This window comes from Actinacidiphila sp. bgisy145, from assembly GCF_057708125.1.
The window spans coordinates 15145-41101 of the sequence record NZ_JBYIRL010000059.1; the positions used below are offsets into that span (position 1 = coordinate 15145).

The following is a 25957-nucleotide window of genomic DNA, read 5'->3' on the forward strand; positions in this document are numbered from 1 at the left end:
TCAAGTGAAGCAGCCAACTGCACGACACGCGCCAGCTGTTGCCGCGATATCACCCGAACGGGTCCACGTCCGCGGGGCGTTCCGCGGCTGGGCGTCCGAGAGCACCGGACCCGCCCGCGGGGGCAATTGTGCGGCGCCGCACAATTGCCCCCGTAGTCGCGTTGCGGCCGCCGCCGAATTACCGTTGAATTCCCTACTTCCGTGGGTGCGGCGCCATTTGTCGATCGCTTCACCCGGTGCGCACCGAATCGCCACACCCTTTACCCCGTTGGAATGAAAGACGCATTCCCGGTGATCGGCGACGGGCCCGGCCGGAAAGAACGCCCGTACCGTTCAGGGCGCGATACGGCCGTAAGACGGCGGCGCGCGACAAGGAGAGGGGCGTACGACGTGAGGGGACGACCCATGGTCCCGGCCCAGTCGACCGCCGGATCGAGGAAACCGGCCGGACCGCGGCCCCGCGGCGTGCTCGCCGAAGTCGCGGGCTACGCGGAGGCGTTCATGGCCGCGGACCGGACGGTGCGGGCCCGTGACCCGGGACGGGTCGCCGAACTCCTCGGCGGGCCGCTGCCGGTGGCCGGCCACCCCGAACACGCCACCGTGGAACGGCTGATCAGGGCCGGCGAGGCGGGCGCTCCGGCCACCGGCGGTCCGCGCGGCTTCGGTTACGCGGTCGGCGGCGCGCTGCCGGTAGGTGTCGCCGCGGACTGGCTGACCAGCGTCTGGGACCAGTGCGACGCCTTCCACGACCTCAGCCCGCTGTCCGCGGTCGCCGAAGAGGTCTGCGAACGCTGGCTGGTGGAGCTGCTCGGGCTGCCGGCCGGCACCGCGATGGGCCTGACCTCCGGCTCCACCACCGCGAACCTGGCCTGCCTGGCCGCCGCCCGCGAGCACCAGCTCCAGCGGGCCGGCTGGAGCGCGGGCGAGCAGGGCCTGGCCGGCGCGCCGCCGCTGACCGTGCTGGTCGGCGAGGAGACCCACGCCTCGGTGCTGCGCTGCCTGCGGCTGCTCGGGCTCGGCGGCGCGATCCGCCGGGTGCAGGCCGACGACGTCGGCCGGATGGCCGTGCCCCACCTGCGCGACCTGGCCGCGGCCGCCCCCGGCGGGCTCATCGTCTGCGGCCAGGTCGGCTCCACCCACTGCGGCGCGGTCGACCCGCTGCGGGCGATCGCCGAGGTCACCCACGCGCACGGCGGCTGGCTGCACCTCGACGGCGCGTTCGGGCTGTGGGCGGCGGCCTCCTCCCGGCACCGCCCGCTGCTGGACGGCGCCGGCCAGGCCGACTCCTGGGCCTGCGACGGCCACAAGTGGCTCAACACCCCCTACGACAGCGGGCTGGCGTTCTGCGCCCGGCCCGAGCCGCTGCGCCGGGCGGTCGGCCCGCACACCGAGTACGCCCCCGGCGCCGAGCCCGCCGGCCGCGAACCGCTGGACCACCGGGTGGAGATGTCCCAGCGGGCCCGCGCGCTGACGCTGTGGGCGGTGCTGTACCACCTGGGCCGGCAGGGCGTCGCCGACCTCGTCGACCGCAACTGCGCCGCCGCGCGCCGCCTCGCGGTCCGGCTGGCCGGCGAACCCGGCATCGACGTCCTCGTGCCGGTCCGGCTCAACCAGGTGCTGCTGCGGATCGGCGACGACGCGCACACCCGCCGGGTGGTCGGACGGCTCCACTCCGAGGGCACCTGCTGGGTGACGCCCACCCACTGGCGCGGGCAGAGCGCCGTACGGCTGTCGGTGTGCGGCTGGCGCACCGACGAGGCCGCGACCGAGCCGGCGGTGGCCGCCTTCCTCGCCGCGCACCGCACGGCCCGCGCCTTCGGTCCCGGGCCCGAGGACCCCGGCCACGGCCGCCGCGACACCGGCCCCGACACGCGCCGGCAGGCGCCGACATGACAGGCCACCGCTCCGCCGTGGCGCGCGGCGCGGGCGACGGCCGCGCGGCGCGGGACGCCGTAGCCTCTCGGGTATGAACGACTCCGTACACGTGCGTACCGCCACCGCTCAGGACATCGAGGGCATCGTCACGTGCAGCGTGGCGCTGCTGACGGAGGACGCGGCCGTCCGCGACCCGGCGGTGGAGCCGCAGTGGGCGCTGCGGCACGGCAGGGAGTCCTTCGCGGCGACCCTCGCCGACCCGTCGTCGCTGGTGCTGGTCGCCGACGGCGGGGACGGCGCCGTCGTCGGCTACCTCGTCGGCGCCCTCGCCGAGCCGGTCGCGGTCCTGCCGATCCGCAGCGCCACCCTCCGGGCGCTGTACGTCGCCCCCGGCCACCGCGGCAGCCGCGTCGGGACCCGCCTCACCGCCGACTTCCTCGCCTGGGCCCGCAGCCGGGGCGCCGTCCGCGCCGAGGTCAACGCCTACGCCGCGAGCGACACCACCCGCCGCTTCTACGAGCGCCAGGGCTTCACCACCCGCGCCATCCGGCTCGACCTCGACCTCACCCTGCCGCCGGCGCAGTAGCGGGCCGCCGGTGCGCGTCAGTCGACGCCGGGATAGCGGACGTTGACGCGTTCGCGGACGCGGTCGAGGGTGGACATCACCGCGAGCGAGCCGTCCAGCGGCACGAGGGGCGACTCCGTCTCCCCGGCGCGCAGCGCCCGCATGACCTCCGCGGCCTCGTGCCGCATGCTCCCGCGCTCGTGGTCGTCGCTGACGTCGGAGAGCAGCACCGTCTGCGGCTCGACCCCCTCGCGGTGGACGACGAACCGGTCGGCGTTGAAGAAGCCGTCGGGGATCTCGATCCGCCCGCCGGTCCCGGCGATCGCCGCCGGCGCCCCGATGTCCGCGGTGAACCCGCAGCTCAGCGTGGCGATCGCCCCGCTGTGCCAGCCGAGGACGATCCCGGTCGCCGCGTCCACCCGCTCCGGCGTCAACTGGGCCCACGCCTCCACGGTGTCGGGCACCCCGAGCAGCAGGTGCGCGAAGGACACCGGGTACACCCCGAGGTCGAGCAGCGCCCCGCCGCCCAGGCGCGGGTCGCGCATGCGGTGCTCGGGCGGGAAGTCGCTGTGGAAGCCGAAGTGCGCGCTGACGTGCCGTACTTCACCGATCACGCCGTCCTGCACCAGCGCCAGCAGGTGCCGGATCAGCGGGTTGCAGTACGTCCACATCGCCTCCATGAGGAACAGCCCGCGCTCGCGGGCCAGCCCCACCAGCTCGCGCGCCTCACGGGTGTTGATGGTGAACGCCTTCTCGCACAGCACCGCCTTCCCCGCCTCCAGGCACAGCCCGGCGGCGGCGCGGTGCGCGGAGTGCGGCGTGGCCACGTACACCACGTCCACGTCCGGGTCGGCGGCGAGTTCCGCCCAGTCGCCGTACGCCCGCGGTATGCCGTAGCGCTCGGCGAACGCCGCCGCCGCCTCGGTGCTGCGCGAGCCGACCGCGACCACCTCGGCGTCCGCCGGCAGCGACAGCAGCGCCTCGGTGAAGCTCGCGGCGATCCCGCCGGTCGCCAGGATGCCCCAGCGGATTCTGCGCCCGGGTGCGCCGGCGCCCGCCCCGCCCGCGGTGTGCCCGCCCGTCGTGTGCTCGCTCATCGTGCGTACGCCCTCGCTCGTTGCGGACCTCACATCTCGGTCCCCGGATATTCGTGCCTGATGGTCCATGGCGACTGAAAGAATAGGCAACGCTTAAACAACTTCCGATGGAGAGTGCCCACGTGCAGGACGCCGGGCCCAACGGCCCCGCCCAGTTCACCGCCACCCACGCCCCGACCTCGACCCCCATTCCCCCGGCACCCGCCCCGGCCCGCGGCCCGCGGGGGAAGCACCCGGCACCGGACCGCAGCGTCCGCACCGGCTTCGTCGTCACCCTCGTCCTCGGCGGGCTCACCGCGCTCCCGCCGCTGTCGATGGACATGTACCTGCCCGCGCTGCCGCGGGTCTCGGGTGCTCTGCACGCCTCGTCCGCGATGGTGCAGCTGACCCTGACCGCGTGCCTGGCCGGCATGGCGCTCGGGCAGCTCGTCGTCGGCCCGCTCAGCGACCGCTGGGGCCGCCGCCGCCCGCTGCTGGCCGGCATGGCGATCTACGTACTGGCCACGGTGGTCTGCGCGTTCGCCCCCACCGTGCCGCTGCTGATCGGCTTCCGGCTGGTCCAGGGGCTGGCCGGCGCGGCGGGCATCGTGATCTCCCGCGCCGTGGTCCGCGACATGTACGACGGCCTGGACATGGCCCGGTTCTTCGCCACCCTCCAGCTGATCTCCGGGGTGGCCCCGATCATCGCCCCCGCGATCGGCGGCCAGATCCTGCGGCTGACGAACTGGCGCGGGATCTTCGTGGTCTGCGCGGTGGTCGGCACCCTGCTGACCGTCGTCTGCTGGCGGCGCCTGCTGGAGACGCTGCCTCCGGAGGACCGGCACAGCGGCGAGCTGAGCTCCACCTTCGGCTCGATGCGCAGCCTGCTCGCGGACAAGGTCTTCACCGGCTACGTGCTGGCCGGCAGCTTCGCCTTCGCGGCGCTGTTCACGTACGTGTCCGCGTCGTCGTTCGTCGTCCAGGACATCTACGGCGCCTCCCCGCAGACCTTCGGCTGGCTGTTCGGCCTGAACTCCGTCGGCATCGTCGGCGTCGGCCAGCTCAACGGCAAGGTGCTCGTCGGCCGGGTGGACATGGACAAGGTGCTCGGCTTCGGCCTCGCCATGATCACCCTCGCCGCCACCGCGCTGGTGCTGCTGACCACCGGCGCCCTCGGCCACGCCACCCTCCCGGAGATCGCCGCCGCGCTGTTCGTGCTGATGGCGTCGATGGGCCTGGTGCTGCCCACCTCGAACACCCAGGCGCTGCTGCGCACCCGCAAGCACGCCGGCGCCGCCTCCGCGCTGATCGGCACCTCGTCCTTCCTGGTCGGTGCCGTGCTGTCCCCGCTGTCGGGCGTGGCGGGCGACGGCACCGCGGTGCCGATGGCGGTCACCCAGCTCGGCTGCGTGCTGGTCGCCGTGGCCTGCTTCGCCGGGCTCTGCCTGCGCGGGCGGCGTACGGTGGAGGGACCGTAGACCTCGGGAGGTTGCGATGTCCGACGATCCGGAGAAGACCTGGGCGTTCAAAACCGCCGACAGTACGCTGCACACCGGGGCGGAGCACTCCATCGACCCGGAGGACCTGGTGATGGCCTCCGGCCGCGACTGCACGCCGGAGCTGATCGAGAAGGCCCGCAAGGCACTGGAGGAACATGGCCCCGCCGCTGTCGAGAGGTTCCTGCCGTGAGGCCGGCCTCGACACCGACGAGCTGCACCGGATCGTTCCCGGCCTGAGCGCCTGGCTGGAGCCCGGCCACGACCACGACCGCCCGCACCCGTGGTGCGCGGGCGCCGTCGTCGTGGCCGGGCGCGGCCGTGTGGTGGCGCTGCACGAGGCGGTCGGCTGGGCGGTGCGCTACGCCGCCTACGACGAGCACGCCGACCGCGGGGTGGAGCTGCCGCGGGAGCAGTGGGTGCCGGCCAGGGCCGACACCGTCTTCGACCTCGCGTCGGTCACCAAGCTCTTCACCGCCCTCGTCGCCGTCCAGCAGATCGAACGCGGCGCCCTGCGGCTGGACGCGCCCGTCGCGTCGTACGCGCCCGAACTGACGGCCGCCGCGGCGCACGGCGTCACCCTGCGGCACCTGCTCACCCACACCTCGGGGCTGCGGCCGGAGCTCCCGCTGTACGACGAGCCCGACGCCGCAGCCCGCGCCGCTCGCCTCGCCGCGGAGCCGCCGCTGACGCCCCCGGGCACCACCCGGACGTACTCCGACCTGAACCTGCTGCTGCTCCAGACCGTGCTGGAGCGCGTCACCGGCCGCACCGTCGATCGGCTGATCGCCGAGCAGGTCACCGGGCCGCTGGGCATGGCCGACACCCGTTACAACCCGCCCGCCTCCTGGCTGCCGCGGATCGCGGCGACCGAGGACCAACGGCGGCCGTGGGGGAAGCTGGACCGGGGCATGGTGCACGGCTCGGTGCACGACGAGAACGCGTACGCGATGGGCGGGGTGGCCGGGCACGCCGGGCTCTTCTCCACCGGGTGGGACCTGGCGGTGTTCTGCCGGGCGGTGCTGGACGCTGTCGCGGGGACGTCGCGGGTGCTGCTGTCGGCGGCGGGGGTGCGGTTGCTGCTCGGGGCCGGGGGTGCGGGCGGTGCCGGCGGTGCGGGCAGCGCGCGCGGCGCGGGCGGCGCGGGCGGGGCGGGTGCTGCGGGCGCGGGCAGTTCGGGGACTGCGCTGGGCTTCGAGCGCGACCAGCCGTGGTTCATGGGCGAGCTGGCCGGGCGCGGTGCGCTCGGGCACACCGGGTTCACCGGGACCGGGCTGGTGCTGGACCCGGCGACCGACACGTTCCTGGTGCTGCTCACCAACTCGGTGCACCCGGCGCGCGACTGGCGCGAGGGCAGCAGGCCGCGGGCCGAGGCGGCGACCCGGCTGGCACGCGCGGTGCACTGACCCTTTCTCCCGGCCGCGGCCGCGGGGGGAGCGGTACCGTCACGCGGCCGGCCGCGGCCGCAGCGCGTCCATCACCAGCTCGATCAGCCGGTCCGTCTGCTCCTGGCCGCCGCCGGTGGCCGCGGTCAGGAAGATCCCGACGAGCATCACGGTCAGGTCCTCCGCCGCCACGTCGCCGCGGATCGTCCCGTCCTGCGCGCCCGCTGCCAGCAGGGTGCCGACGGCCGCGCCGATCCGCCGGCGCGTGTCGGGCGGGGAGATCCGGCCCGAGGACCACCCGGCGCGCAGCACCTGGCCCATGCCGCGCTTGGTCGCGACGAAGGCGGCGTAGCGCCGCATCCACGCCCGGAGCGCGTCGGCGGGGGGCAGCTCCGCCAGCAGGCGGGGTGCGCTGGCGGTGACGTCGTCGAGTTCGGCCGAGTAGACCGCCTCCACCAGGGCTTCGCGGGTCGGGAAGTTGCGGTAGAGGGTGCCGATGCCGACTCCGGCCTCGCGGGCGATGGCTTCGAGCGGGGCGGCCTCGCCGGCCGTGGTGAAGGCGGCGCGGGCGGCGGCCACGAGTTTGTCGCGGTTGCGCTGGGCGTCGGCGCGGGCGGCGCGCTTGCGGGGCGGGGGCTTGGGGGCCGTGGGAGCCGCTTCGGGTGCGGGTTCGGGTTCTGGCGAGGGTTCGGGTGCGGGTTCGGGTGCGGGGTCGGCGTCAGTCAAAGCGGAGGGTCCTCCGGTAAAGGTGTACAGTGGCGATACGGAGGTTCCTCCGCTTACTCTATCGTCTCACGAGGAGCATATTTCCCATGGCAGCAAGCCCCGCCGCCCCCGCCGGCGGCACCACCGGCCTCGGTAGCCACACCGTCTCCCGTATCGGCTTCGGCGCGATGCAGCTCGAACGCCTCCACGACGACCGCGCCGCCGCCGTCGCCCTCCTGCACCGCGTCGCCGAGTTGGGCGTCAACCACGTGGACACCGCCGAGTTCTACGGCGACGGCTTCGTCAACAGCGTGATCCGCGACGCCTACCGCGACCGGCTCGGCGCGTCCGACGCCTCCGCCGACGGCACCGGCATGATCATCGTCAGCAAGGTCGGAGCCACCCCGGCCGACGGACCCATCCGGCTGCGGCTGGCGCAGCGCCCCGACGAGCTGCGCGCGAGCGTCGAGGACAACCTCAAGAGCCTCGGGCTCGACCGCATCCCCGTGGTGAACCTGCGCCGTACCGACACCGGGCCCGGGCTGCGCGCCGAGGGCGACCAGGTCGTGGACCTCGACGACCAGCTCGCCGTCATGACCGACCTGCGCGACCAGGGCAAGATCGGCGCGATCGGCCTCAGTTCCGTCTCGATCGACACGGTGCGCCGCGCCCTGCCGGCCGGCATCGTCTGCGTCCAGAACGCGTACAGCCTGGTCGCCCGCCGCGACGAGGAGATCCTCCGGCTCTGCGTCGCCGAGAACATCGCCTGGGTCCCGTACTTCCCGCTCGGCGGCGCCTTCCCCGGGCTGCCCAAGGTCACCGACGAGCCCGCCGTCCAAGCCGCCGCCACCGCGCTCGGCGCCACCCCGGCCCAGGTCGGTCTGGCCTGGCTCCTCCACCACACCCCCAACACCGCCCTGATCCCCGGCACCGCCGACCCCGCCCACCTCGAGGCGAACATCGCCGCCGGCGCCCTCCACCTCGACGCCGCCACCCTCGCCACCCTCGACGCCGTCGAATCCCGCCCCCTGGAGCTCCCGCTCAGCTGACCCCTGGCAGACTGCCGGGCATGCCCGCCCTTGTCCCCCCCCGCGATTCCCCGCGGCACCCTGTCCCGCACCGCCCAGCCGCCGCTGCCGGTCGGCGGTGACATGGTGCGGCGGGGCGAGGAGAAGCAGGGCGGATTCTGAGGCGCGGTACGGCTGATCGCGCGCGCCGGGTGGGGCCGGTCCGGCAGGATACGGGTGGGGGGCGGCGGCGAGGGGGAGGCGGATGGGCGGGCGGGCGCTGGGGTTCGGGGAGGCGCTTCGGCGGTTGCGGGGGGCGCAGAAGACCGCGAAGGGGGTCTCGCTGTACTCGCGGTACGTGAACCGGCCGGTGGGGCGGGTGCTGGCCGCGGGGGCGTACCGCGCGGGGCTCGGCCCGAACCAGGTGACGCTGGTGAGCGCCGCGTGCAGCGGCGCCGGGATCGCCGCGCTCGCCGTGGCGGCACCGTCGTGGCGGCTGGCGGTGGCCGTCTACGCCGCGCTGGCGGTCGGCTTCGCCTTCGACTCGGCCGACGGCCAGCTCGCACGGCTGCTGGGCCGGGGCGGCCCGGCGGGGGAGTGGCTGGACCACGTGGTGGACTGCGCGAAGATCACCGCGCTGCACGCGGCGGTCCTGATCACCTTCTACCGGCACTTCCGGCTGCCCGGCGCGGGCTGGCTGCTGGTGCCGCTCGGCTTCCAACTCACCGCCGTACTCGTCTTCTTCGCCGGTCTGCTCACCGACAAGCTGAAGCCCAAGGGGAGTTCGGCCGGCGCCCCGGCGCAGCCGCCCTCCCGGCTGCGGGCGGTCGCCCTGCTGCCGGCCGACTACGGCGTGACGTGCGCGGTGTTCCTGCTGCTCGGCAGCGAACGCGCCTTCCGCTACGGCTACACCGCGCTGTTCGCGGTGCATGTGCTCTTCCTCGCGGCCTTCCTGACGAAGTGGTTCCGCGAGCTCAACGCGCTCCCGCGTCAGGCGGGTTGAGCGGGGCGGCGGCCGCACCTGCCGCACCCGCCGCACCTGCCGCACCCGCCGCACCTGCCGGTCCGGCCAGCACGTCCAGCGCCCGCCGTAACTGCGTACTCGACGTGTGCACGGTGTACGGGAAGTACACGACCTCCACCCCCACCGCGGCGAGCCGCTCCTCCAGCCGCCGCCCCTTCTCCGTCCCGCGCCAGTCGTCCCCCTTGAACAGCACATCGAACCGCACCTGGCGCCACGTCTCCAGCTTGTCCGGCACCGTCTCCACGAACGCGGCGTCCACGAACCGCACGCTCCGCACGATCTCCAGCCGCTCCACCAGCGGCACCACCGGGCCGCGCCCCTTGGCGAGTTGGGCCATCTCGTCGGAGACGACACCCGCCACCAGGTAGTCGCACTGGCTGCGGGCGTGCCGCAGGATGTTCAGGTGCCCGACGTGGAAGAGGTCGTAGACCCCCGGCGCGTAACCGACCCGGTGCAGCATCATCAACCCCCAGCCGTACGACGCTCCCCAGCGTCGCGGAGTCTCAGACGATAGCCGGACGTATCGCGCGCAACGGGGGATTCGCGGAACTGCGGCCGCCGACGCACGGCAACCGCAGGTCCGGTGGCGCCGCGAACGGCTAGGGTGTGCACTTGTCTGGATCTGGGGGTTCGTCCCGGGGGGAAGGAACACTTCGTGGCTACGTCGGATCTGCGCCGTCGGCTCCTGCTGGTCTCCACCAACTACGCGCCCGAGCACGCCGGCATCGGGCCGTACGCCACCCAGATCGCCGAGCACTGGGCGGCCGGCGGCGCGGAGGTGCACGTGCTCACCGGCATGCCGCACTACCCCGCCTGGAAGCTCGACCCGGCCTACACCGGGGTGCGGCGGATCGAGGAGGACCGGGCGGGCGTCCGGGTGCACCGGCGCGGCCACGCGGTGCCCGCCCGCCAAACCGCCCTGCGCCGGGCCGCGTTCGAGCTGAGCGTGCTGCGCGGCGGCCGTGACGAACCCGCCGGGATGGGCCGGCCCGACGCGGTCTTCGCGCAGATGCCGAGCCTGGCCGGGGCCGTCCTCGGCGCGCGGCTGGCCGAGCGGTACGACGTGCCGTTCGTGCCGATCGTGCAGGACCTGATGGGCGCGGCGGCCGCGCAGAGCGGGATACGCGGCGGCGGGCCGGCCGGGCGCGCCGCCGGTCTCGTCGAGAAGCACGCGTTGCGGCGGGCCGCGCTGGTCGGGGTGATCCACGAGTCGTTCGTGGCGAAGGTGGCCGCGATGGGGGTGCCGGCCGAGCGGATACGGGTGGTGCCGAACTGGTCGCACGTACGGCGCCCGTCGCGCCCCCGCGAGGAGATGCGGGCCCGGCTGGGCTGGCGCCCCGGGCAGACGGTGCTGCTGCACTCCGGGAACATGGGCCTGAAGCAGGGGCTCGACGTCCTTGTGGAGACGGCCCGTTCGGCACCCGAGACCCGCGTCGTCCTGATGGGCGACGGCAACCAGCGCGACCAGCTGCGGGCGCTCGCGGGCGGCCTGCCCAACCTGGACTTCCTCCCGCCGGCCGCGGACGAGGAGTTCCCCGACGTACTGGCCGCCGCCGACTTCCTCCTGGTCACCCAGCGGGCCTCGGTACGGGACATGAGCCTGCCGTCCAAGCTCACCTCGTACTTCGCGGCCGGGCGCCCGGTGATCGCCGCGGTGGCCGCGGACAGCGGTACGGCGGCGGAGGTGCGGCGCTCCGGCGCCGGGGTGGTGGTGGCCCCGGAGTCGCCGCAGGACCTGCTCGGCGCGGTCCTGGCACTCACTCTCGACGAGCCCCGCGCCGCGCTCCTGGCCGCCGCCGGGCCGGTCTACGTGGACGCGCACCTGTCCCGCGAGGCGGGGCTGAAGCGGATCGACGCGCTGCTCTCGGAGGTACTGGGGGACACGGAGCGGGCGCCGCAGGGGGAGGCGCCGGAGGGCGCCGACGTGGAGGGGGCCGCGCCTGTGGAGGCAGTACCCGCGGAAGACGTAACTGCGGCTGCGCCCGAGCCCGAGCCCGGCGCCGATCCCGCGCCCGCCGTCGCCGTACCGCCGCGCCCGGACGCGCCCCCGAAACCCCCCGCCCCACCGCGCCCGGCGGCCCCGCCCCGCCCCGCCGCCGAACCGCAGACGCAGCAGTCGGCGGAGGAGCGGGCGGCAGAGTGTGCGGACGCCCCGGCAGCGGACCCGGGCGAGGCCCGAACCGACGACGAGGGCGCCGACTTAGCGGGCCGGGAGCCGGCGGAAGTGCCCGCCGGGGCGCCCGCTCGGGAAGGCGGGGCCGACGATGAGCGGTGAACTGCTGGACGACGGCGAGGAAGTGGACCTCGTACGGGACCAGGTGCGCCAGATCGTCCGCTACAAGCGGCTGATCGCGGCCGGTCTGGTGGTCGGCGTCGTCGGCGGTGCCTACCTCGCGCTGGGCGGCACGGACACGTACGCCGCGAGCAGTTCGGTGATGGTGCGGGCGGCGACCGCGGACCCCTTCGCCGCCGGCGCGACCCCGGACAAGGGCATCGACATCGGCACCGAGCGCCAGTCCGCGATGAGCACGAGCGTCGCCGAGGCCGCCGCGAAGGCGGTGAAGCAGCCGGTCACCAAGCTCCAGCACTGCCTTCAGGTGACCAACCCGCCCAACACCCTGGTACTGCGCTTCACCTGCACCGCCGCGAACGGCAAGGACGCCGCCGCGTGGGTCAACGCCTTCACCGCGGCCTACCTCGGCAGCCGCGAGTCGGCGACGAAGGCCACCATCGCGAAGATGGTCAAGGGCTACCAGGACCAGCTGGACCCGCTGGTCAAGCAGCGCAACGAACTGCTCGACCAGATCGACGCCACCAAGGACAGCCAGGTCGTCGGCACCCTGGTCTCCGTCCAGACCAACCTGCTCAGCCGGATCACCGAACTCAACGGCGACATCAGCGGGTTGCGGGCGCTGGACACCACCCCGGGCACGGTCATCAAGCCGGGCACGGTGCCCGACGCGCCGACCGGCCCTGGCCTGGGCCTGATGCTGGGCCTGGGCGCCGCGGTCGGGCTCGCGCTCGGCCTGCTCGCCGCGTGGCTGCGGCTGGTCTTCGACCCGCGGCCCCGCTCGGCCGGCGAGGTCACCCGCGCGATGGGCGCGCCGGTGCTCGGCACCCTGCCGCACGGCCGCGGCCGCCACGACCTCCAGGCGCCCCAACCCCTGCTGGCGGAAGGCCACATGGCGGGCCGCCTCGCCGAGGAGTACCGGGCGATCGCCTTCCGGCTCAGCCATGACAGGCGGTTCGCCGAACGCCGCCGCCTGCTCGTCGTCGAACCGCGCGGCAGCAGCGACACCGCGGCCGCCGTCGCGGTCAACCTCTCCGCGTCCTTCGCCGAGATGGGCAAGGAGGTGCTGCTCGTCGAGGCCGACCTGCGCACCCCGTCGCTGTCCGCGCGGCTCCGCTCGGCCGAGGGCCACCGCCCCAGCTGGGCCCGCAACGCCAGCCTGGCCGAAGGCGGTTGGCCCGCCGGACTGCAACTCCCGGTGGACACCGGGGGATACGGCTCCTTCGACCTCGTGCCCGGCCGCCGCGTGCCCAACGTGGCCCGCGCGCTCACCTCCGGCCAGGCCGGCCGGCTCTTCGCGGAGGCCGACGACCCCGGCACCGTCGTGGTGGTCCTCGCCCCGCCGCTGCTGTCCTACGCCGACGCGCTCGCGCTGGCCGACCGGGTGGACGGCGTGGTCGTGGTCTGCGACCCGGCCGAGGTGCGCCGCGAAGACCTGGTCCGGGTACGGGAGTTGGTCGACGGAGCCGGCGGGGCCGTGCTCGGCGCCGTACTGCACCGCGCCCCGGCCGCGCCTGGCGGCTCCCGGTTCCTGCCGCGCCGGCTCGGAGGCGGGCGCCGTACCGCCACCGCGGCCGCGCCCGGCCGGACGCACCGCGCGGCCCAGGACGCCCCCACCGCCCCGGAGCACCACCCGGTCCCTTGACCGGCCCCGCCCCGCGGTACGCCGCGGCGTCCGGGGCCGAACCCCCGCAGCGGGCCGCCGCATCGTACGGCAGCCCGTACGACACGACGTACGACGACCTGTACGGCGGTGACCCGCACGGCGAACTTCCTTACGAGGACGCCGAGTCGGCCGACGGCACCGATCCGTACGGCGACCCCGACGGCGAGCACGCCAACGGCTCCGGCCCCGACGACACCCGCCCCGACGGCTCCGGCGGGGGGCGCTCGGTGGCGGCCGTGGCGAGTTCCGTCGCGGACCAGGGCGTCGCCGCGTTCACCAACATCATCGTGCTGGTGGTCGCCGCGCGGCTGTCCACGGCGGCCGGCTTCGCCGTCTTCTCCATGGTCTACATGGTCTTCACGGTGCTGCTCGGCGTGAACGTCTCCTACGTCGGCCAGGCACTGGTGCTGGAGCGCGGCTCGCGCCGGGTGCGGGCCGCCTGCCGCTCCGCCGTGGTGTTCACCGCGGTCGCGTCCGCCGTCCTGGGCTGGGGCATGGCCGGCGCGCTGCTGCTCCTGCCCGGCACCACCGCGCGCGGGCTGGCCGTACTCGGCCTGGTGCTGCCGGTGGTGCTCACCCAGGACGGCATGCGGTACTGCTTCTCGGCGCTGCGGCTGCCCCATCTCGCCCTGGCCGCCGACGTGGTGCGGCTGCTGGTCGCCGTGCCCGCGCTGGCCGTCCAGCCGCAGGGCGCGGGCGCGGTACGGCTGGTGGCCGTCTGGGGGCTGTCCGGGGTGCCCGCGCTGCTGGTCGGCGCGGCGCTGCTGCGGCACCGGCTGCGGGGCGCGCCCGGCGAGGCCCGGCCGCCCGTCGACCTCCGCGCGTACCTGCGGCGCGGCCACCTCGGGCAGCGGTTCGTGGTCGAGTTCGGCGTCGGCAACGCCACCAGCCAGCTCGCCGTGGTGGGCCTCGGGCTGTTCGCGGCGCCGCTCGCGGTGGGAGCGCTGCGCGGTGCGACGACCCTGTTCGGGCCGATGAACGTGCTGTTCAACTCGGCCACCGCGTTCGGGCCGCCGCTGCTGAACCGGGTGCGCGGCACCGACGACAAGGTGCGGGTGACGGCGGTGCTCGCCGTCGTCCTGGCCACTGTCGCCACCGCCTGGACGGTCGTGCTGATGCTGCTGCCCGCGCACGCCGGGCGGGCGCTGCTCGGGGACACCTGGGCGGCGTCGTCCGCGCTGCTGCCCGCCTCCGGCAGCCAGTACGCGTGCATCGCGCTGGGCACCTCCGCGCTGCTGACCCTGCGCGTGCTGCGCCCCCGGGCGACCCTGCCGATCCAGGTGGTCTTCTCCCTGGCGTCGGTCCTCTTCATGCTGGCCGGCTACCGCCTCGACGGCGTCCTCGGCGCCGCCTGGGGCCTGGCGCTCGGCTCCGCCCTCAAGGCGGTGGCGCTGTGGCTGCGGATCGCGGCGGAGCGCCGCGCGGTGAACGCGACGCCGTCGCCCGCGAGTTGAACGCGGACCCCGCCCGCGAACGCGCGCCCCGCGGCCACCTCCAGGGCAAGACCGTCCTCTCGACACCCGGGTCCCGCCCCGGGCCCCTAACGCCGGAGCCGTGCCGTCCGGCGGGCCGCGAATCGCTCCGCCGCACCCCGGCGGGGACCCGGCAGGGTTCCGGGACGTCCGCCGGTCGCGGCGACATCACCTCCGCTCGCCCTGCGCCCCATCGCCGGACCGATCCAACGCGGCCTCTACGCGGGAACGCACGCAGCCGGCGCGGCCGTCGGTGTAGCGGGCGAGGTGGGTCAGGGCCTCAGCCCAGTGCGCATGGGCCGTTTCGGGGTTCTTCGGGTGGATGGCTGCGGCCAGGTGGTCGAGTTCCACGGCAAGTTGCCAGGTGTCCCCGAGGTCGCGGTGTACCGCTGCGGCCTGGCGGTGGAAGGCGGCGGCTTCACTGTCGCGGTTCATCGCAGCATATGTCTGGCCGGTGCCGCGCCAGGCGAGGGCTTCGCGGCTGCGGTCGCCGAGGCGCCGGTGGAGCATGGCGGCGCGCTGGTAGGAGGTCAGGGCGTCGCCGTACTGGGCGGTGCTGCGTTGGATGTCACCTAGGGTGAGGAGCCAGAAGCCTTCGCGGCTGTGGTCGCGAAGCGCGAGGGCGATGTCGAGCGCCTCGTCGATGGATCGCCGGGCGGCATCCGCGTCGCCCTCTTCGAGTCGCAGTGCGGCTGCGATCCGCAGGAGGTTGCCTTCACCTCCTCGATTGCCGAGGGCGCGGTGCGTGACCAGTGCCTCGTCGATGACGGGGGCGGCTTCGCGGAGGCGGCCCGCGCTCAAGCGGGTGCTGGCGATATTTGACAGTGCGGTGGCGGTTCGCTGGGTGGCGCCCAGGTCGCGGAAGATGGACATGGCGTGCATGAAGTGCGCCTCGGCCAGGTCGAGTTCGCGCCGCCGTAGATGGATGAGTCCGATGAGGTTGAGGGCCCGAGCCTCCTCGACCCGGCTGTCCTGACTGCGGGCCAAGGCGACGGCCTGTTCAAGTGCGTCCAGGCCCTCGGAGAAGTTGTTCAGGGCCCTGTGTGCGATCCCGGTGCTGATGAGCAGCCGGGTCTGCGCTGTTCGGTCGTCTTGTCGCGCGGCTGCATCGAGTCCGATGCGGCCCAGTTCCAGCCAGTCGCGCTCCGAGGAGGAGGGAGAACGTGCGAACCACAGGAGTGTGGCCAGCTGCCAGGCGGTTCGGTCCAGACCGTTCCGGGCGGCGTCGCTCACCGCGGGAAGGAAGTTGGCGTGCTCACGCTCGGACCAGTCGACGGCGGCGTTGTAGTCGGCGAAGACAAGCGGGGTGGTGCCCGGCAGGGGGTCTGGCAGCGGCAGGTGGTCCTCGGACGGATAGAGCCAGGTCTGCGCGGCGTCGGCGGCGTGGAGGTACCAGCTAAGGACGCGTTGGCGCGCTGCCTGCCGCTGGTCGGCCGGCTCCTCCGTCCGGACCAAATCGGTGGCGTACGCCCGCAGGAGGTCGTGGAACTGGAAGCGGTCCGGGGCGGTCTGCTCCAGCAGGTGAGCACCGACGAGATCGTCGAGCAACTGGCGTGTTCGGCTGGGGGGAAGTTCGCCGAGGGCCGCGGCGGCCGGGAGGCTGAACTCCCCGGTCGGGTGCAGACCGAGCAGCCGGAAGAGGCGTGCCGAGTGGGCGGGTAGCGCGCGGTAGGACCAGGTGAAGACCGAACGGATGGCTTCGGCCTCCTCATCGATACCCGTGCTCAATGCGTCCCAAAGGGCCGACTCGTCACGCAGGTCGCTGATGAGTTCGCCGAGCCGCATGTGCGGGTGGCTGGTGGCGCGTTCGGCTGCGATACGCAAGGCGAGCGGCAGACAGGCGCACAGATGGGCCAGTTCCGCGAGCTCGTCTGCGTCGTCCTCGGGCCGGCAACCCCGGGTGACCGCGCGTAGGAGAGCGACTGCCTCGGCTTCTGGGAGCGTGCCCAGCGTGATCCTGTGGGCACCGTCGCGTACGGACAGGCCCGCTAGACGGCTGCGACTGGTGATGATGACGAGACTGCCTCCCCCGCCGGGGAGCAGCGGCCGGACCTGGCTGACAGTGGCCGCGTTGTCCAGGAAGACGAGGACACGGCGGTCGGCGAGCAGCGAACGGTACATTCCCGCCGCGTCGTCCACCTCCGTGGGAACTTCGGCTGCGGCCACGCCCAGAGCCCGCAGGAAGCGATGGAGTGCCTGGGCAGCGGTGACGGGTTCTCCGGGGTCGTAACCGCGAAGGTCGACGAAGAGTTGGCCGTCAGGGAAGTATTCCTTGACCTGGTGGGCCCAGTGGAGGACCAGCGATGTCTTGCCCGCGCCCGCCGTCCCGGCCACCACGTGGACCGAGACGACGAGATGGCCGCCGTGTCGGTCGGCAAGTACCGCGTCCAGGAAGCCCAGTTCGGCCGAGCGGTTGACGAAGGTGTTGACGTCGGCCGGCAACTGGCGTGGTACAGGCCGGGTTGGTTCCGAGGCGGTGACCCGGTGGAAGTGGATGTCACCGGTGACACTCCCGGCCTGTACGACATCGCGCGATGACCCGGAGAGGTCGTTCTGCGAGTCTCCGGGGTGCCTGCTGTCGTCTGTCGGCACGCTGATCGGTGCTGTTCCGGTCAGGCCGCGGGCGGCGGCGGCAGGTCGGCCACGGCGCGGTCGAAGTACGCCTGGACGTCCTCGGCGGCCCCGTACAGCTCCGCCAGGTACTCCGCCCAGTTCCTCACCAGGTCCGGATCGGTGAAGCGGACCGCGCCGTCCGGTCGGCCCGCATCGGTGTACAGCACCTGGTACAGAACCCGGCCATCGAGAAGGTTGAGCTCCGGCAGCGGTGCGTCGGCCTCCGCCGCAGCCACCGCGGCAGCAGGCAGGACGCGGACGGAATGGCCGCACTCCGCGGTCAGCCGAAGCCAGTTCAGCTCCCACTGCACGTACGGCGTCAACGGCTCCTCGACCACACGGATGCGATGGAAGGCCGCACCCCGTGCCGCGTCGTCCCGGGCCCTTCGCACCAGCGTGTCGCGCTCGGCCTCGAACAAGCGCAGCACGCCGGGCCAGTCGCCCTGGCGGAGTGCTTCCCGGCTCTCGTCGTTCGTCTCCTCGAAGTGCTGCAACCGCTCGAGTTTCCAGGACTCCCCGTCGCGGATCGCTGCCCTCCGCTCCCGGAAGTCCCGCTTGTAGTCCTCGCGTGCGAGCGACTCACCCAGCTCGTCGGGGAGCCCAGGGGCCAGGAGATCAGGCATCGGGAATGTCCGCCTTCGCCGCGCTCAGCATGTCGCCCGGGATGACAACCAACCGCTCGTCCGGCCCCAGATTCACCCCGCCCGGAAGACGCTGCCGGTAGTGGGAGGTGAGATCGCGGCCGACCACCGCGATGTCGCCGTTGCTCAACTGCCAGATGTCCGGGCACTCCTCTTCGTCCTTGGAGTGGCCCAGTTCTGCCGCCGACTTGCCGAGGCGCCTGACGAATGTGGCCGACGGATCGGCTTCCCACGTGCGGGCCACGGCTGCCTCCAGTACTCGAAACGTGACTGACGGTGCTCCCGAGAATACTCCGCTGCAGGCGGAAGGGTGCGCGGGCCGCAGCCTCACGGCGTACCAGCCCTTACCCAGGCGCGACGTGGACCGCGCAGTTGGAGCGGCTGATCGAGGCGGCCCAGCAGCCGGACGTCGCCCTGCACGTGGTGCCGTTCGGGGCCGGGCCGCACCACATCCGCAGCTCGCTGGAGCTGGTGTACTTCCGTGACGGGCGCACCGTGGCCTACACGCAGGGCAGTTGGAGCGGTCATCTCACCGAGGACCCGGAGGAGGTCGAGCCGCTGCGCCTCGCGTACGACGTGCTGCGCGACACCTCGCTGGCCCCGGCGGAGTCGTTGGTCTTCCTGCGCGCCCTGCTGGACGAGCACACCGGGTCGCCGGAGGACGTGCAGCCCTGAGCGGCAGCTGCCCCCTTCCGTTGGCCGCTAGGCCGTGTCTGACAAATCCCGCCTGGCTGACGGGGTCTGGCACGCACGCTCGCTGCGTTGTCGGTCGTCGGCGCAGCCCGCTGCGCCCTCCTCCCTCCGCCTTGCGATCGCACGCACCAGACCCCGTCAGCCCCCGCCCTTCGGGCGGGACGACGCTATTTGTCAGACACGACCTAGCGCAGCGCCCGCCGCGGGTCCCTGCTGGTCGTCGCGACCAGCGCCACGCACAGCAGGAGGATGCCGATGCGGCCGGCGGCCTGGAGGAGGGGGCCGCGCAGGAGGATGAAGGAGTAGCCCGCGGCGAGGGGGGTGACCACGGCCGCGAGGGTGCCCGGGCGGGGGGACTCCAGGGTGCGGCGGGCGTAGCGCAGGTCGGCGCGGGAGGACGCGTACCCGATCAGGAGGAATCCCGCGGTCATGCCCAACGGGCCGAAGTCCAGCCAGAGTTCGGCCCACAACGGGGAGGAGAGGTTGGTGTTGGTCATGCCCATCCAGCGGCCGACCACCACCCCGGAGTCCAACGGCTTGCCGTGCCAGACCGAGCGCGGCACGAAGAAGAAGACGTCGGCGGCGAGGTGGCGTCCGTGCGTGTGCCCGGCGCCGGACTCCACGTAGCTGAGGGTGTTGGCGAACATGCCGACCTGGTCGTAGTCCTTGATGGTCAGCGGGTCGAGCACGGACGTGGACTGCACCGGGTGGTAGCCGCCCGCGTCGTAGCGGAAGCGGTCGAGGAACGGGAAGAGCAGCAGCGCCGCGACCACCCCGCCGACCAGCGCCGTACGGTACACCGCCGGGCTGCGCGGGAAGACGGTGAACAGGATCGCGAAGACCACCGTCAGGAACCAGTAACGCGGGTTGGAGATAGGGTTGTTGACGATGACGTTGATGACGGCCAGGCCGCACAGGGCGACCAGCGCGGGCAGGTTGCGCCGGGCCCGCCGGGAGGTGGCCATCCAGCGGATCAGGACCAGCAGTGCCAGCAGCGCCGGCACCGTGCCGAAGCCGCGGATGAACGCCGAGCCGACATGGCTCTCACCGCTCGCCCCGGTAAGCCCGCTGGCCTGCACGGTCTCGCTGATGTCCTGGCGGCTGGTGAAGAACACCGCGGGGCCGCCGAGCTTGGCGATGCACAGGGCGCTGCCGGCGTACGCCAGCAGCACCAGCAGCCACAGCCGGCGCCGGGCCACCTGTGCCGGGGGGCGGGGCGGCCGGGGGGAGTCGCGCGGCGGCTGGAGCCGTGCCGCGAACGCGCCCACGTCGTAGGCGACGCAGCCCAGCAGGGTGAGCGAGATCGCCAGCACCGTGTCGGAACGGGGCCCGACCACCGGGGTCGGCACCTGCCCGATCACTTCCTGGGCGAGCGGGGCCACGCCCATCGCCACGTAGCAGAAGAGCCAGAACGCGCCCTGGAGCAGGCGCCGCCGCCGGCCCAGCGCCATCGCGCACAGCCGCGCGCCCGCGTAGCAGGTCAGGGCCAGTTGCAGCCAGAAGCCCGCGTCCCGCTGGCCCGGACCCGGCTGGATCAGGACGTATCCGGGCAGGAGGGCGACCAGCGCGACCACCAGCGGTACGGCCAACGCCCGCGACAGTACGGCCCGAGACGACGCGGCTCGGGACGACGCGGCCGGTGCGGAAGCCGCCCGCGGCGCCCCCCGTGATGGCTCCGCCCCTAACGATGCCGCGCGAAGCGATGCCGCGCCGGACCGTACGCCCTGCGGAACCTGCGACACGTCGCCCGCCATGGCCCCCTCCCCCTCCCTGCCGCGAGTCTAGGCGGCAGGCCGCGGGCGAGGGGCCCGGTCGGCCCACTCCGGCCCGCCGCCGTCCCGGATCAGGCCCCGTCGAACGCCGCCTGGAGCGTCGCGATGTCCAGCTTGCGCATCTTCATCATCGCCGCCATCGCCCGGTCGGCCTTCGCCCGGTCGGAGGCGGTGAGCAGGGTCGGCATGATGTTCGGCACGACCTGCCAGGACACGCCGAACCGGTCCTTGAGCCAGCCGCACTGCCCCTCCTCCCCACCGCCCGAGGTCAGCCGCGACCAGTAGTAGTCCACCTCGGTCTGGTCGGCGCAGTCGATCTGGAAGGAGACCGCCTCGGTGAAGGGGAACTGCGGCCCGCCGTTGAGCCCCAGGAACCGCTGCCCGTTGAGCGTGAACTCCACCGTGAGCACCGTGCCCTCCTCGCCGGGGCTGGCGTCGGTGTGCCGCAGTGTGCTGCCGCGCGAGGAGTCCTCGAACACCGACAGGTAGAAGTCCGCGGCCTCCTCCGCCCTGCCGTCGAACCACAAGCACGTCGTGAGCCGTCCGCTCGTCATCGCGTCCTCCGTTGCCGTACGGGACCCGGCGCGGCGACCTCCGCCGCGCCCCTTCACCGTTTAAGACACCCCCCGCCCGCAAAAGTCATCGTCCCCGCCCCCGATCAACCCTTCCGGCGCAGCCTCCGCAACAGTCCGCCCAGCGGCGCGCGGTTCCCGCCCGCCGGGGCGGCCGTGTCCTGCGCGGGACGGGGCGGCGGCCCGACACGCAATGACAGGTCCTGGTGCGGCTTGGTCCAGTACGGCGCCACGACCCGCCCTTCGCCCTCCGGGTGCGGCAGTGCCGCCGGGGGTGCGACCAGTTCGGGCAGCCGCCGCCCGCCGAGGCGGGCCGACTTCGTCCATCCGAGCGCGGTGATCCGCACGTGGAAGTCCCACGCGCCGTCCGCGAGCGGCCGTCCCGAGGTGACGCGCCCCACGTCCACGGCCGCGACCCCGGTGACAGTCACGGTCTCGACCGCGGCGCCGCCGGTCCCGCTCCCGGCGCCGCCCGTCCCGCTCCCGGCGTCACCCTCCACGGCCGTCCGCCGCACCGTGCACCGCGTCTCCAGCGGGTACTGCGCACCCGTCGCCCGCTCGCGCAGCACCAGCGTCGCGGTGGCCCGCTCCGCGGTGGCCGCCCCCGCCAACTCCTGTGCCGCGAACGCCTCGCGCAGCCCCGCCGAGACCCCGCGCGGCGCGATCCTCTCCTGCCCGGTCAGCAGTTCCACCGGCTGCCCGTCCGCCGCGAGGGTCGCCGCGAACTCCACGGCCAGCGTGCCGTCCTCCCGCCAGGCCACCTCGCGCAGCGTCGGCAGGCACACCAACGCCTTCTCCCAGCGCAGCAGTTCGACGAGTTCCGCGCGGTGCTCGGCGCGCAGCAGTGCCAGCGCGAGCCGCCGGTGCGCCGGCAGACCCTCCGCGGCCGTCGCGGAGGCGTGGCCGTCGAGGGTGCGCCGGACCTCCGCCAGCAGCGCCTCCTGCCCGGCCTCGTCCGCGTCGAGCAGCCGGGGCCCGCCGATCCGGTCCAGCACCTCCACCCGCAGCCACCGCCGGTGCAGCCGGTCCCGGACCGCACCCGGCGAGGTGGCGGCGTCGGCCGCGGCCATCACCTCGCGCAGCCCCGCGTAGTACGCGTCCGGCGCGGGCTCGACCGCCTGCCGGGCGGGGGCGTACGTGCAGCAGGTGTACGACCCGAGCACGGCGGTGCGGCGCGCGTGCAGCAGCGCGGGCACGGTGAACGCCTGCTCGCCGAACGGGCCGGCCGCCGCGCCGAAGCGCAGGTCATACCGGCGCACCATGCGGGTGTCGAACAGCTTCTCCGCGGTCAGGCTGTCGGCGAGCGGGTCACGGGAGAACCGCGCGTCCGGCCGGTCGCGCGCGTACAGCTCCTTCGGCACGGGCCGCCCCTTCGCCCCCGCCAGCCTGCCCGCCACCACGTCGGCGTCGTGCTCCAAGCCGTAGGCGTACAGGCGGCGCAGCGCCTCCGGGGCGAGCTGATCGCCGGCCCGCAGGAAGAACAGGTACTCGCCGCGGGCCGCGGCCACCGCGGCGTTGCGCGGGTCGCCGGCGGTGCGCACCACCCGTACGCCGTCGGGCAGCTGCTCCGGCACGGCGTCCTCGGGGCCGGCGGCGACGAGGGTCTCGACGGTGCCGTCCGTCCAGTCCTGGGCGGCCACCGAAGCGAGGCTCACGGCCACCTGTTCGGCTTCGTCGCCGGCCCGTACGACGACGCTGACCCGGGTGCCGCCCGGCAGGGCGGGCTCCTTGCCCGGCTCCACCAGCAGGACGAGCCCGGCGCCGGTGTCCTCGTGCCCGGCGGGCGCGGCGCCGATCCGCATCCCCCCGACCGCGGCCGTCGGCACCGTCGGCCCGCCCGCGGTCGCCACCAGGTCCGTGGTGCGGTCGAGCCCGGGGCCCAGCACCCGGACCCGGACCTCCCACGTGCCCGCCTCCGGCGCGCCGCCGCCCGCCGCCGTACGCGGGTCGAGCGCCGCCGTCGCCCGGATCACCGGGCGCAGCCGCTCCACCCCGTCGGGCCCGGCCGGCAGTTCCTCCCAGACGATGTCCAGGTCGCGCGGCAGCATCCACGTCACGGCGGTGCCGCGGTGGCGCAGCAGCACGTCCACCCGGAAGCGTGCGAGATGGTCGGTGAGGTCCACCGGGTCCAGGTCCAGGCCGGAGGTCAGCCGCGGGTCCAGCAGCCAGCGGCCGTTGCGGCGCTCCACCACCAGCGGGGTCTGCTCCGGCCCGTAGGTGAAGGACGCGTCGAAGTCCAGGCGCAGCCGCTCCCGGTGGAAGCGGGCGCCGGTCAGCGTCGCCTCGCCGCGCATCGTGCCTGCCCGGCGGGCCAGCGTGAGCAGGTCGGCGGTGCGCCCGCCGCGCACCAGTTCGGCGCGGGAGCACTCCAGGCCCACGAGCCCGTCGTACACCCCGGGCGTCAGGTAGGTGTCCGCCACGGTCCGCAGCGCGGCCACCAGCCGGTCGCGGTAGTCGCCGTGGGGGTAGGCGGGGAAGATCGGCTCGCTCAGGTACTTGACCATGTCGGCACGCCAGAACCGGCGCAGCCACGTGTCGCGGACCGGGCCGGGCTCGGTCTCGGCCAGCAGTGCGTCGAAGATCTCGCGGAGGTTGCCGGAGTAGGAGTCCGGGTCCAGGGTGTCGGGCGTCGCGTGCCCGCCGTCCTCGCGTTCGAGGTAGTAGTAGCAGGGGTAGTCGCCGACGATCGACACGGACGCGGCGCGGAACACCGCCGGCACCATGAACAGCAGGTCCTCGCCGACGTAGTGGCCCACCGGGAAGCGGATGCCCTGCTCGCGCAGGAACTCGGTGCGGTACATCTTGTGCACGGTGAGGCTGTCGTGCAGCGGCGCCGTCCGATAGGTGACCGCCGCCCGGTTGCGGCTCATCAGCGCCTGCGGCGCCCCGCGCAGCTTGTGGGTGATGGTGACCTTGCCGATCACGATGTCCGCGGCGTCGCGGCGCCCCGCGGCGTACATCCGCTCCAGTGCCTCGGTGCCCAGGCTGTCGTCGTGGTCGACGAACTGGACGTACTCGCCCCGCGCCATGTCGACGGCGACGTTGCGCGGGTGGCCGGGCCAGCCGGTGTTCTCCAGCCGCACCACGCGGAAGAGCGGGTCGGCGGCGGCCAGCTCGTCCAGGCGGTCGGGGGTGGAGTCCGTCGAGCCGTCGTCGACGAAGAGCACCTCGAAGTCACTGGGCGCCATGGTCTGGCCCTTCAGCGCGGCGATGAGCGGCTCGATCAGCGCGCCCGTGTTGTAAGTGGGCACGATGACGGTGACGCGCAGTGACACGTGGCTCTCCAAGGGTGCGCTTTTCAGCTGAACACTCATGCTATCTACAGGTTGGTCGCGGCCCGGCGGGGCCGTGCGGAGGGAGGGCCCCCGGGCGGCTGTGGATGAACCGGTGTGACGGGGGTGCGACAGGGGTGCGAAATGCGGGGCGCGGTTTTTCCGGGGTGTTGACGAAAAAATCGGCGACTCCACATCCTGGCGGCACGCCCCGGGCGCGGCCGGCGCCATCCGTGCCCCGGCGCCTCCTGTCATGCCCCCGAACCCGCCAACCCCCCCACCGCTCAAGGGAGTCCACCGCATGAGCAGAACGCGTCCCCCCGCCGCGCGGACGTCCGCGCGGCCGTCCCTGCCGTACCGGCTGCGCCGCGCCCTCCTCGCGTGTTGCGCCGGCCTCGCCCTCGTCCTGGGCGCCCTGGCCGCCTCCCCCGTGCCCGCGCAGGCCGCCGGCTCCCGCCCGTGCGACATCTACGCCGCCGCGGGCACCCCCTGCGTGGCCGCGCACAGCACGGTGCGCGCGCTGTACTCCGGCTACGGCGGCAGCCTCTACCAGGTCACCCGCGCCTCCGACGGCGCCACCCGCGACATCGGGGTGCTGACCACCGGCGGATACGCCGACGCCGCCGCGCAGGACGCGTTCTGCGCGGCCACCTCCTGCGCGATCACGAAGATCTACGACCAGTCGCCGCGGCACAACGACCTCACCGTGGAGGGCGCGGGCACCCAGGGCCTGGCCGACCACGGCGCCCCGGCGAGCGCCCTGCCGGTGACCGTCGGCGGCCACCGCGCCTACGGCGTCCTGGTCACCCCCGGCACCGGCTACCGCCACACCGACGCCGCGGGCGTCGCCGTGAACGGCCAGGCCGAGTCGATGTACATGGTGGCCAGCGGCACCCACGTCAACGGCGGCTGCTGCTTCGACTACGGCAACGCCGAGCACACCGTCGACGACACCGGCAACGGCCACATGGACGCGGTCTACATCGGCGACCGCTGCCATGACGCGCCCTGCACCGGCAGCGGCCCGTGGGTCGCGGCGGACCTGGAGAACGGCCTCTACCAGGGCAGCGGCAACAACCCGGCCAACCTCGGCAACAGCAGTCCGTTCGTCACCGCGCTGCTGAAGAACGACGGCCAGACCACGTTCGCCCTCAAAGGCGGCAACTCCCAGTCAGGGGCCCTGTCCACCTGGTGGCACGGCGCGCTGCCCAGCGGCGGCTACACCCCGATGCAGCAGGAGGGCTCCATCGTCCTGGGCACCGGCGGCGACAACAGCAACCGCGCCGTCGGCTCCTTCTTCGAGGGCGTGATGACCTCCGGCTTCGCCACCGACGCCGCCGACAACGCCGTCCAGGCCGACATCGTGGCGGCCGGCTACACCGGCGACCCCGCCGGCAACCAGGGCGCCACCATCACCGGTCCCGGCAGCAAGTGCGTCGACGTGGCCGGCGACGACGTCGGTGTCGACCACGCGGCCGTCCAGCTGTGGGACTGCCAGTCCTACGCGGTCGACCAGCACTGGGTGCACAACCCCGACAACTCCCTGGAGACGCTGGGCCGTTGCCTGGACATCGCCGGGAACGGCACCGCCGACGGCACCAAGGTGCAGCTGTGGGACTGCAACGGCGTCGGCGGCCAGGTCTGGGTGCAGCAGTCCGACGGGTCGCTGCTCAACCCGCAGTCCGGCCGCTGCCTGGACTCGCCCAGCGGCGCCACCGCCAACGGCACCCGGCTCCAGATCTGGGACTGCAACGGCGCGAACGCGCAGAAGTTCCACCTGAACTGACCCGGTCCGGGCCGGGGGGGGGGGGGGGGGGGGGGGGGTGGGGGTGT

Annotated in this window: 20 protein-coding genes and 1 pseudogene; 12 read left to right on the forward strand and 9 right to left on the reverse strand. The window is 74.0% G+C overall.

From position 1 onward, the window contains the following. Positions 1–390: 390 nt before the first annotated feature. Entirely contained in the window at positions 391–1893 is a 1503-nt protein-coding gene (locus tag AC3ERT_RS33950; RefSeq protein WP_435137478.1) for a pyridoxal phosphate-dependent decarboxylase family protein, read from the forward strand. A gap of 73 nt (positions 1894–1966) precedes the next feature. After that, entirely contained in the window at positions 1967–2461 is a 495-nt protein-coding gene (locus AC3ERT_RS33955; protein ID WP_335982888.1) for a GNAT family N-acetyltransferase, read from the forward strand. Positions 2462–2478: 17 nt separating this feature from the next. Here AC3ERT_RS33955 and AC3ERT_RS33960 read toward each other — a convergent pair whose 3' ends face one another. Next, positions 2479–3537, reverse strand: coding sequence for a Gfo/Idh/MocA family protein (locus AC3ERT_RS33960; RefSeq protein WP_435137474.1), 1059 nt, complete (start codon positions 3535–3537; stop codon positions 2479–2481). Positions 3538–3644: 107 nt separating this feature from the next. Here AC3ERT_RS33960 and AC3ERT_RS33965 point away from each other — a divergent pair, with 107 nt between their 5' ends. Genes AC3ERT_RS33965 through AC3ERT_RS33975 form a run of 3 tightly spaced genes read left to right on the forward strand, consistent with a single transcriptional unit; the run spans position 3645 to position 6418 of the window. After that, a complete protein-coding gene (locus tag AC3ERT_RS33965; protein ID WP_335982885.1) occupies positions 3645–4994 on the forward strand; it encodes a multidrug effflux MFS transporter in 1350 nt (449 codons plus the stop codon). A 16-nt stretch (positions 4995–5010) separates the two neighbouring features. Next, positions 5011–5205, forward strand: a complete 195-nt coding sequence (locus tag AC3ERT_RS33970; protein WP_335982883.1) for a hypothetical protein — start codon at positions 5011–5013, stop codon at positions 5203–5205. Beyond that, complete coding sequence (locus AC3ERT_RS33975; protein WP_435178805.1) at positions 5171–6418, forward strand: serine hydrolase domain-containing protein; 1248 nt, start codon at positions 5171–5173, stop codon at positions 6416–6418. The genes AC3ERT_RS33970 and AC3ERT_RS33975 overlap by 35 nt, the downstream gene beginning before the upstream one ends. Before the next feature lie 39 nt (positions 6419–6457). On the opposite strand, the gene AC3ERT_RS33980 is transcribed toward AC3ERT_RS33975, so the two are convergent. Beyond that, positions 6458–7123: a TetR/AcrR family transcriptional regulator gene (locus tag AC3ERT_RS33980; protein ID WP_435137466.1), complete on the reverse strand. Its 666-nt coding sequence runs from the start codon at positions 7121–7123 to the stop codon at positions 6458–6460. A gap of 86 nt (positions 7124–7209) precedes the next feature. Here AC3ERT_RS33980 and AC3ERT_RS33985 point away from each other — a divergent pair, with 86 nt between their 5' ends. Continuing rightward, positions 7210–8151, forward strand: coding sequence for an aldo/keto reductase (locus AC3ERT_RS33985; RefSeq protein ID WP_435137463.1), 942 nt, complete (start codon positions 7210–7212; stop codon positions 8149–8151). 223 nt (positions 8152–8374) lie between these two features. After that, the gene (locus AC3ERT_RS33990; RefSeq protein ID WP_435178807.1) at positions 8375–9112 is read left to right on the forward strand and encodes a CDP-alcohol phosphatidyltransferase family protein; all 738 of its coding nucleotides are present in this window, start codon (positions 8375–8377) and stop codon (positions 9110–9112) included. Here AC3ERT_RS33990 and AC3ERT_RS33995 read toward each other — a convergent pair. Beyond that, entirely contained in the window at positions 9084–9596 is a 513-nt protein-coding gene (locus tag AC3ERT_RS33995; protein ID WP_335982925.1) for an FAD synthase family protein, read from the reverse strand. The genes AC3ERT_RS33990 and AC3ERT_RS33995 overlap by 29 nt on opposite strands. 225 nt (positions 9597–9821) lie before the next feature. Here AC3ERT_RS33995 and AC3ERT_RS34000 point away from each other — a divergent pair. The 3 genes and pseudogenes from AC3ERT_RS34000 to AC3ERT_RS34010 form a co-directional block, all read left to right on the forward strand. Next, positions 9822–11033: pseudogene (locus AC3ERT_RS34000) on the forward strand (glycosyltransferase family 4 protein); the annotation flags it as partial. A gap of 364 nt (positions 11034–11397) precedes the next feature. After that, positions 11398–13068, forward strand: a complete 1671-nt coding sequence (locus AC3ERT_RS34005; protein WP_435178809.1) for a CpsD/CapB family tyrosine-protein kinase — start codon at positions 11398–11400, stop codon at positions 13066–13068. Positions 13069–13316: 248 nt separating this feature from the next. Next, on the forward strand, positions 13317–14543 hold the full coding sequence (locus AC3ERT_RS34010) for an MATE family efflux transporter (protein ID WP_335982923.1): 1227 nt from the start codon (positions 13317–13319) through the stop codon (positions 14541–14543). A 186-nt stretch (positions 14544–14729) separates the two neighbouring features. On the opposite strand, the gene AC3ERT_RS34015 is transcribed toward AC3ERT_RS34010, so the two are convergent. Genes AC3ERT_RS34015 through AC3ERT_RS34025 form a run of 3 tightly spaced genes read right to left on the reverse strand, consistent with a single transcriptional unit; the run spans position 14730 to position 18059 of the window. Continuing rightward, positions 14730–17153, reverse strand: a complete 2424-nt coding sequence (locus AC3ERT_RS34015; protein ID WP_435178811.1) for an ATP-binding protein — start codon at positions 17151–17153, stop codon at positions 14730–14732. A 20-nt stretch (positions 17154–17173) separates the two neighbouring features. Then, complete coding sequence (locus AC3ERT_RS34020; RefSeq protein ID WP_435178813.1) at positions 17174–17797, reverse strand: DUF6879 family protein; 624 nt, start codon at positions 17795–17797, stop codon at positions 17174–17176. After that, on the reverse strand, positions 17790–18059 hold the full coding sequence (locus AC3ERT_RS34025) for a hypothetical protein (RefSeq protein WP_435178815.1): 270 nt from the start codon (positions 18057–18059) through the stop codon (positions 17790–17792). The genes AC3ERT_RS34020 and AC3ERT_RS34025 overlap by 8 nt, the downstream gene beginning before the upstream one ends. 32 nt (positions 18060–18091) lie before the next feature. Here AC3ERT_RS34025 and AC3ERT_RS34030 point away from each other — a divergent pair, with 32 nt between their 5' ends. Beyond that, a complete protein-coding gene (locus AC3ERT_RS34030) occupies positions 18092–18490 on the forward strand; it encodes a Scr1 family TA system antitoxin-like transcriptional regulator (protein WP_435178817.1) in 399 nt (132 codons plus the stop codon). A 203-nt stretch (positions 18491–18693) separates the two neighbouring features. On the opposite strand, the gene AC3ERT_RS34035 is transcribed toward AC3ERT_RS34030, so the two are convergent. The 3 genes from AC3ERT_RS34035 to AC3ERT_RS34045 form a co-directional block, all read right to left on the reverse strand. Further along, on the reverse strand, positions 18694–20262 hold the full coding sequence (locus AC3ERT_RS34035) for a hypothetical protein (protein ID WP_435178819.1): 1569 nt from the start codon (positions 20260–20262) through the stop codon (positions 18694–18696). An 89-nt stretch (positions 20263–20351) separates the two neighbouring features. Further along, complete coding sequence (locus tag AC3ERT_RS34040; protein WP_435178821.1) at positions 20352–20834, reverse strand: VOC family protein; 483 nt, start codon at positions 20832–20834, stop codon at positions 20352–20354. A gap of 104 nt (positions 20835–20938) precedes the next feature. After that, positions 20939–24127 (reverse strand): glycosyltransferase family 2 protein, encoded by a 3189-nt coding sequence (locus tag AC3ERT_RS34045; protein WP_435178823.1) that lies wholly within the window; start codon positions 24125–24127, stop codon positions 20939–20941. A 298-nt stretch (positions 24128–24425) separates the two neighbouring features. Between AC3ERT_RS34045 and AC3ERT_RS34050 the strand changes: the two genes are divergently transcribed. Then, positions 24426–25910, forward strand: a complete 1485-nt coding sequence (locus AC3ERT_RS34050; protein ID WP_435178825.1) for an arabinofuranosidase catalytic domain-containing protein — start codon at positions 24426–24428, stop codon at positions 25908–25910. The last annotated feature ends 47 nt before the right edge of the window (positions 25911–25957 follow it).

Coding starts and splice junctions, on each gene's coding strand:
- AC3ERT_RS33955 (WP_335982888.1), top strand. CDS start 1,967: ATGAACGACTCCGTACACGTGCGTACCGCCACCGCTCAGGACATCGAG.
- AC3ERT_RS33960 (WP_435137474.1), bottom strand. CDS start 3,537: ATGAGCGAGCACACGACGGGCGGGCACACCGCGGGCGGGGCGGGCGCC.
- AC3ERT_RS33965 (WP_335982885.1), top strand. CDS start 3,645: ATGGAGAGTGCCCACGTGCAGGACGCCGGGCCCAACGGCCCCGCCCAG.
- AC3ERT_RS33970 (WP_335982883.1), top strand. CDS start 5,011: ATGTCCGACGATCCGGAGAAGACCTGGGCGTTCAAAACCGCCGACAGT.
- AC3ERT_RS33975 (WP_435178805.1), top strand. CDS start 5,171: ATGGCCCCGCCGCTGTCGAGAGGTTCCTGCCGTGAGGCCGGCCTCGAC.
- AC3ERT_RS33985 (WP_435137463.1), top strand. CDS start 7,210: ATGGCAGCAAGCCCCGCCGCCCCCGCCGGCGGCACCACCGGCCTCGGT.
- AC3ERT_RS33990 (WP_435178807.1), top strand. CDS start 8,375: ATGGGCGGGCGGGCGCTGGGGTTCGGGGAGGCGCTTCGGCGGTTGCGG.
- AC3ERT_RS33995 (WP_335982925.1), bottom strand. CDS start 9,596: ATGATGCTGCACCGGGTCGGTTACGCGCCGGGGGTCTACGACCTCTTC.
- AC3ERT_RS34005 (WP_435178809.1), top strand. CDS start 11,398: ATGAGCGGTGAACTGCTGGACGACGGCGAGGAAGTGGACCTCGTACGG.
- AC3ERT_RS34020 (WP_435178813.1), bottom strand. CDS start 17,797: ATGCCTGATCTCCTGGCCCCTGGGCTCCCCGACGAGCTGGGTGAGTCG.
- AC3ERT_RS34035 (WP_435178819.1), bottom strand. CDS start 20,262: ATGGCGGGCGACGTGTCGCAGGTTCCGCAGGGCGTACGGTCCGGCGCG.
- AC3ERT_RS34040 (WP_435178821.1), bottom strand. CDS start 20,834: ATGACGAGCGGACGGCTCACGACGTGCTTGTGGTTCGACGGCAGGGCG.
- AC3ERT_RS34050 (WP_435178825.1), top strand. CDS start 24,426: ATGAGCAGAACGCGTCCCCCCGCCGCGCGGACGTCCGCGCGGCCGTCC.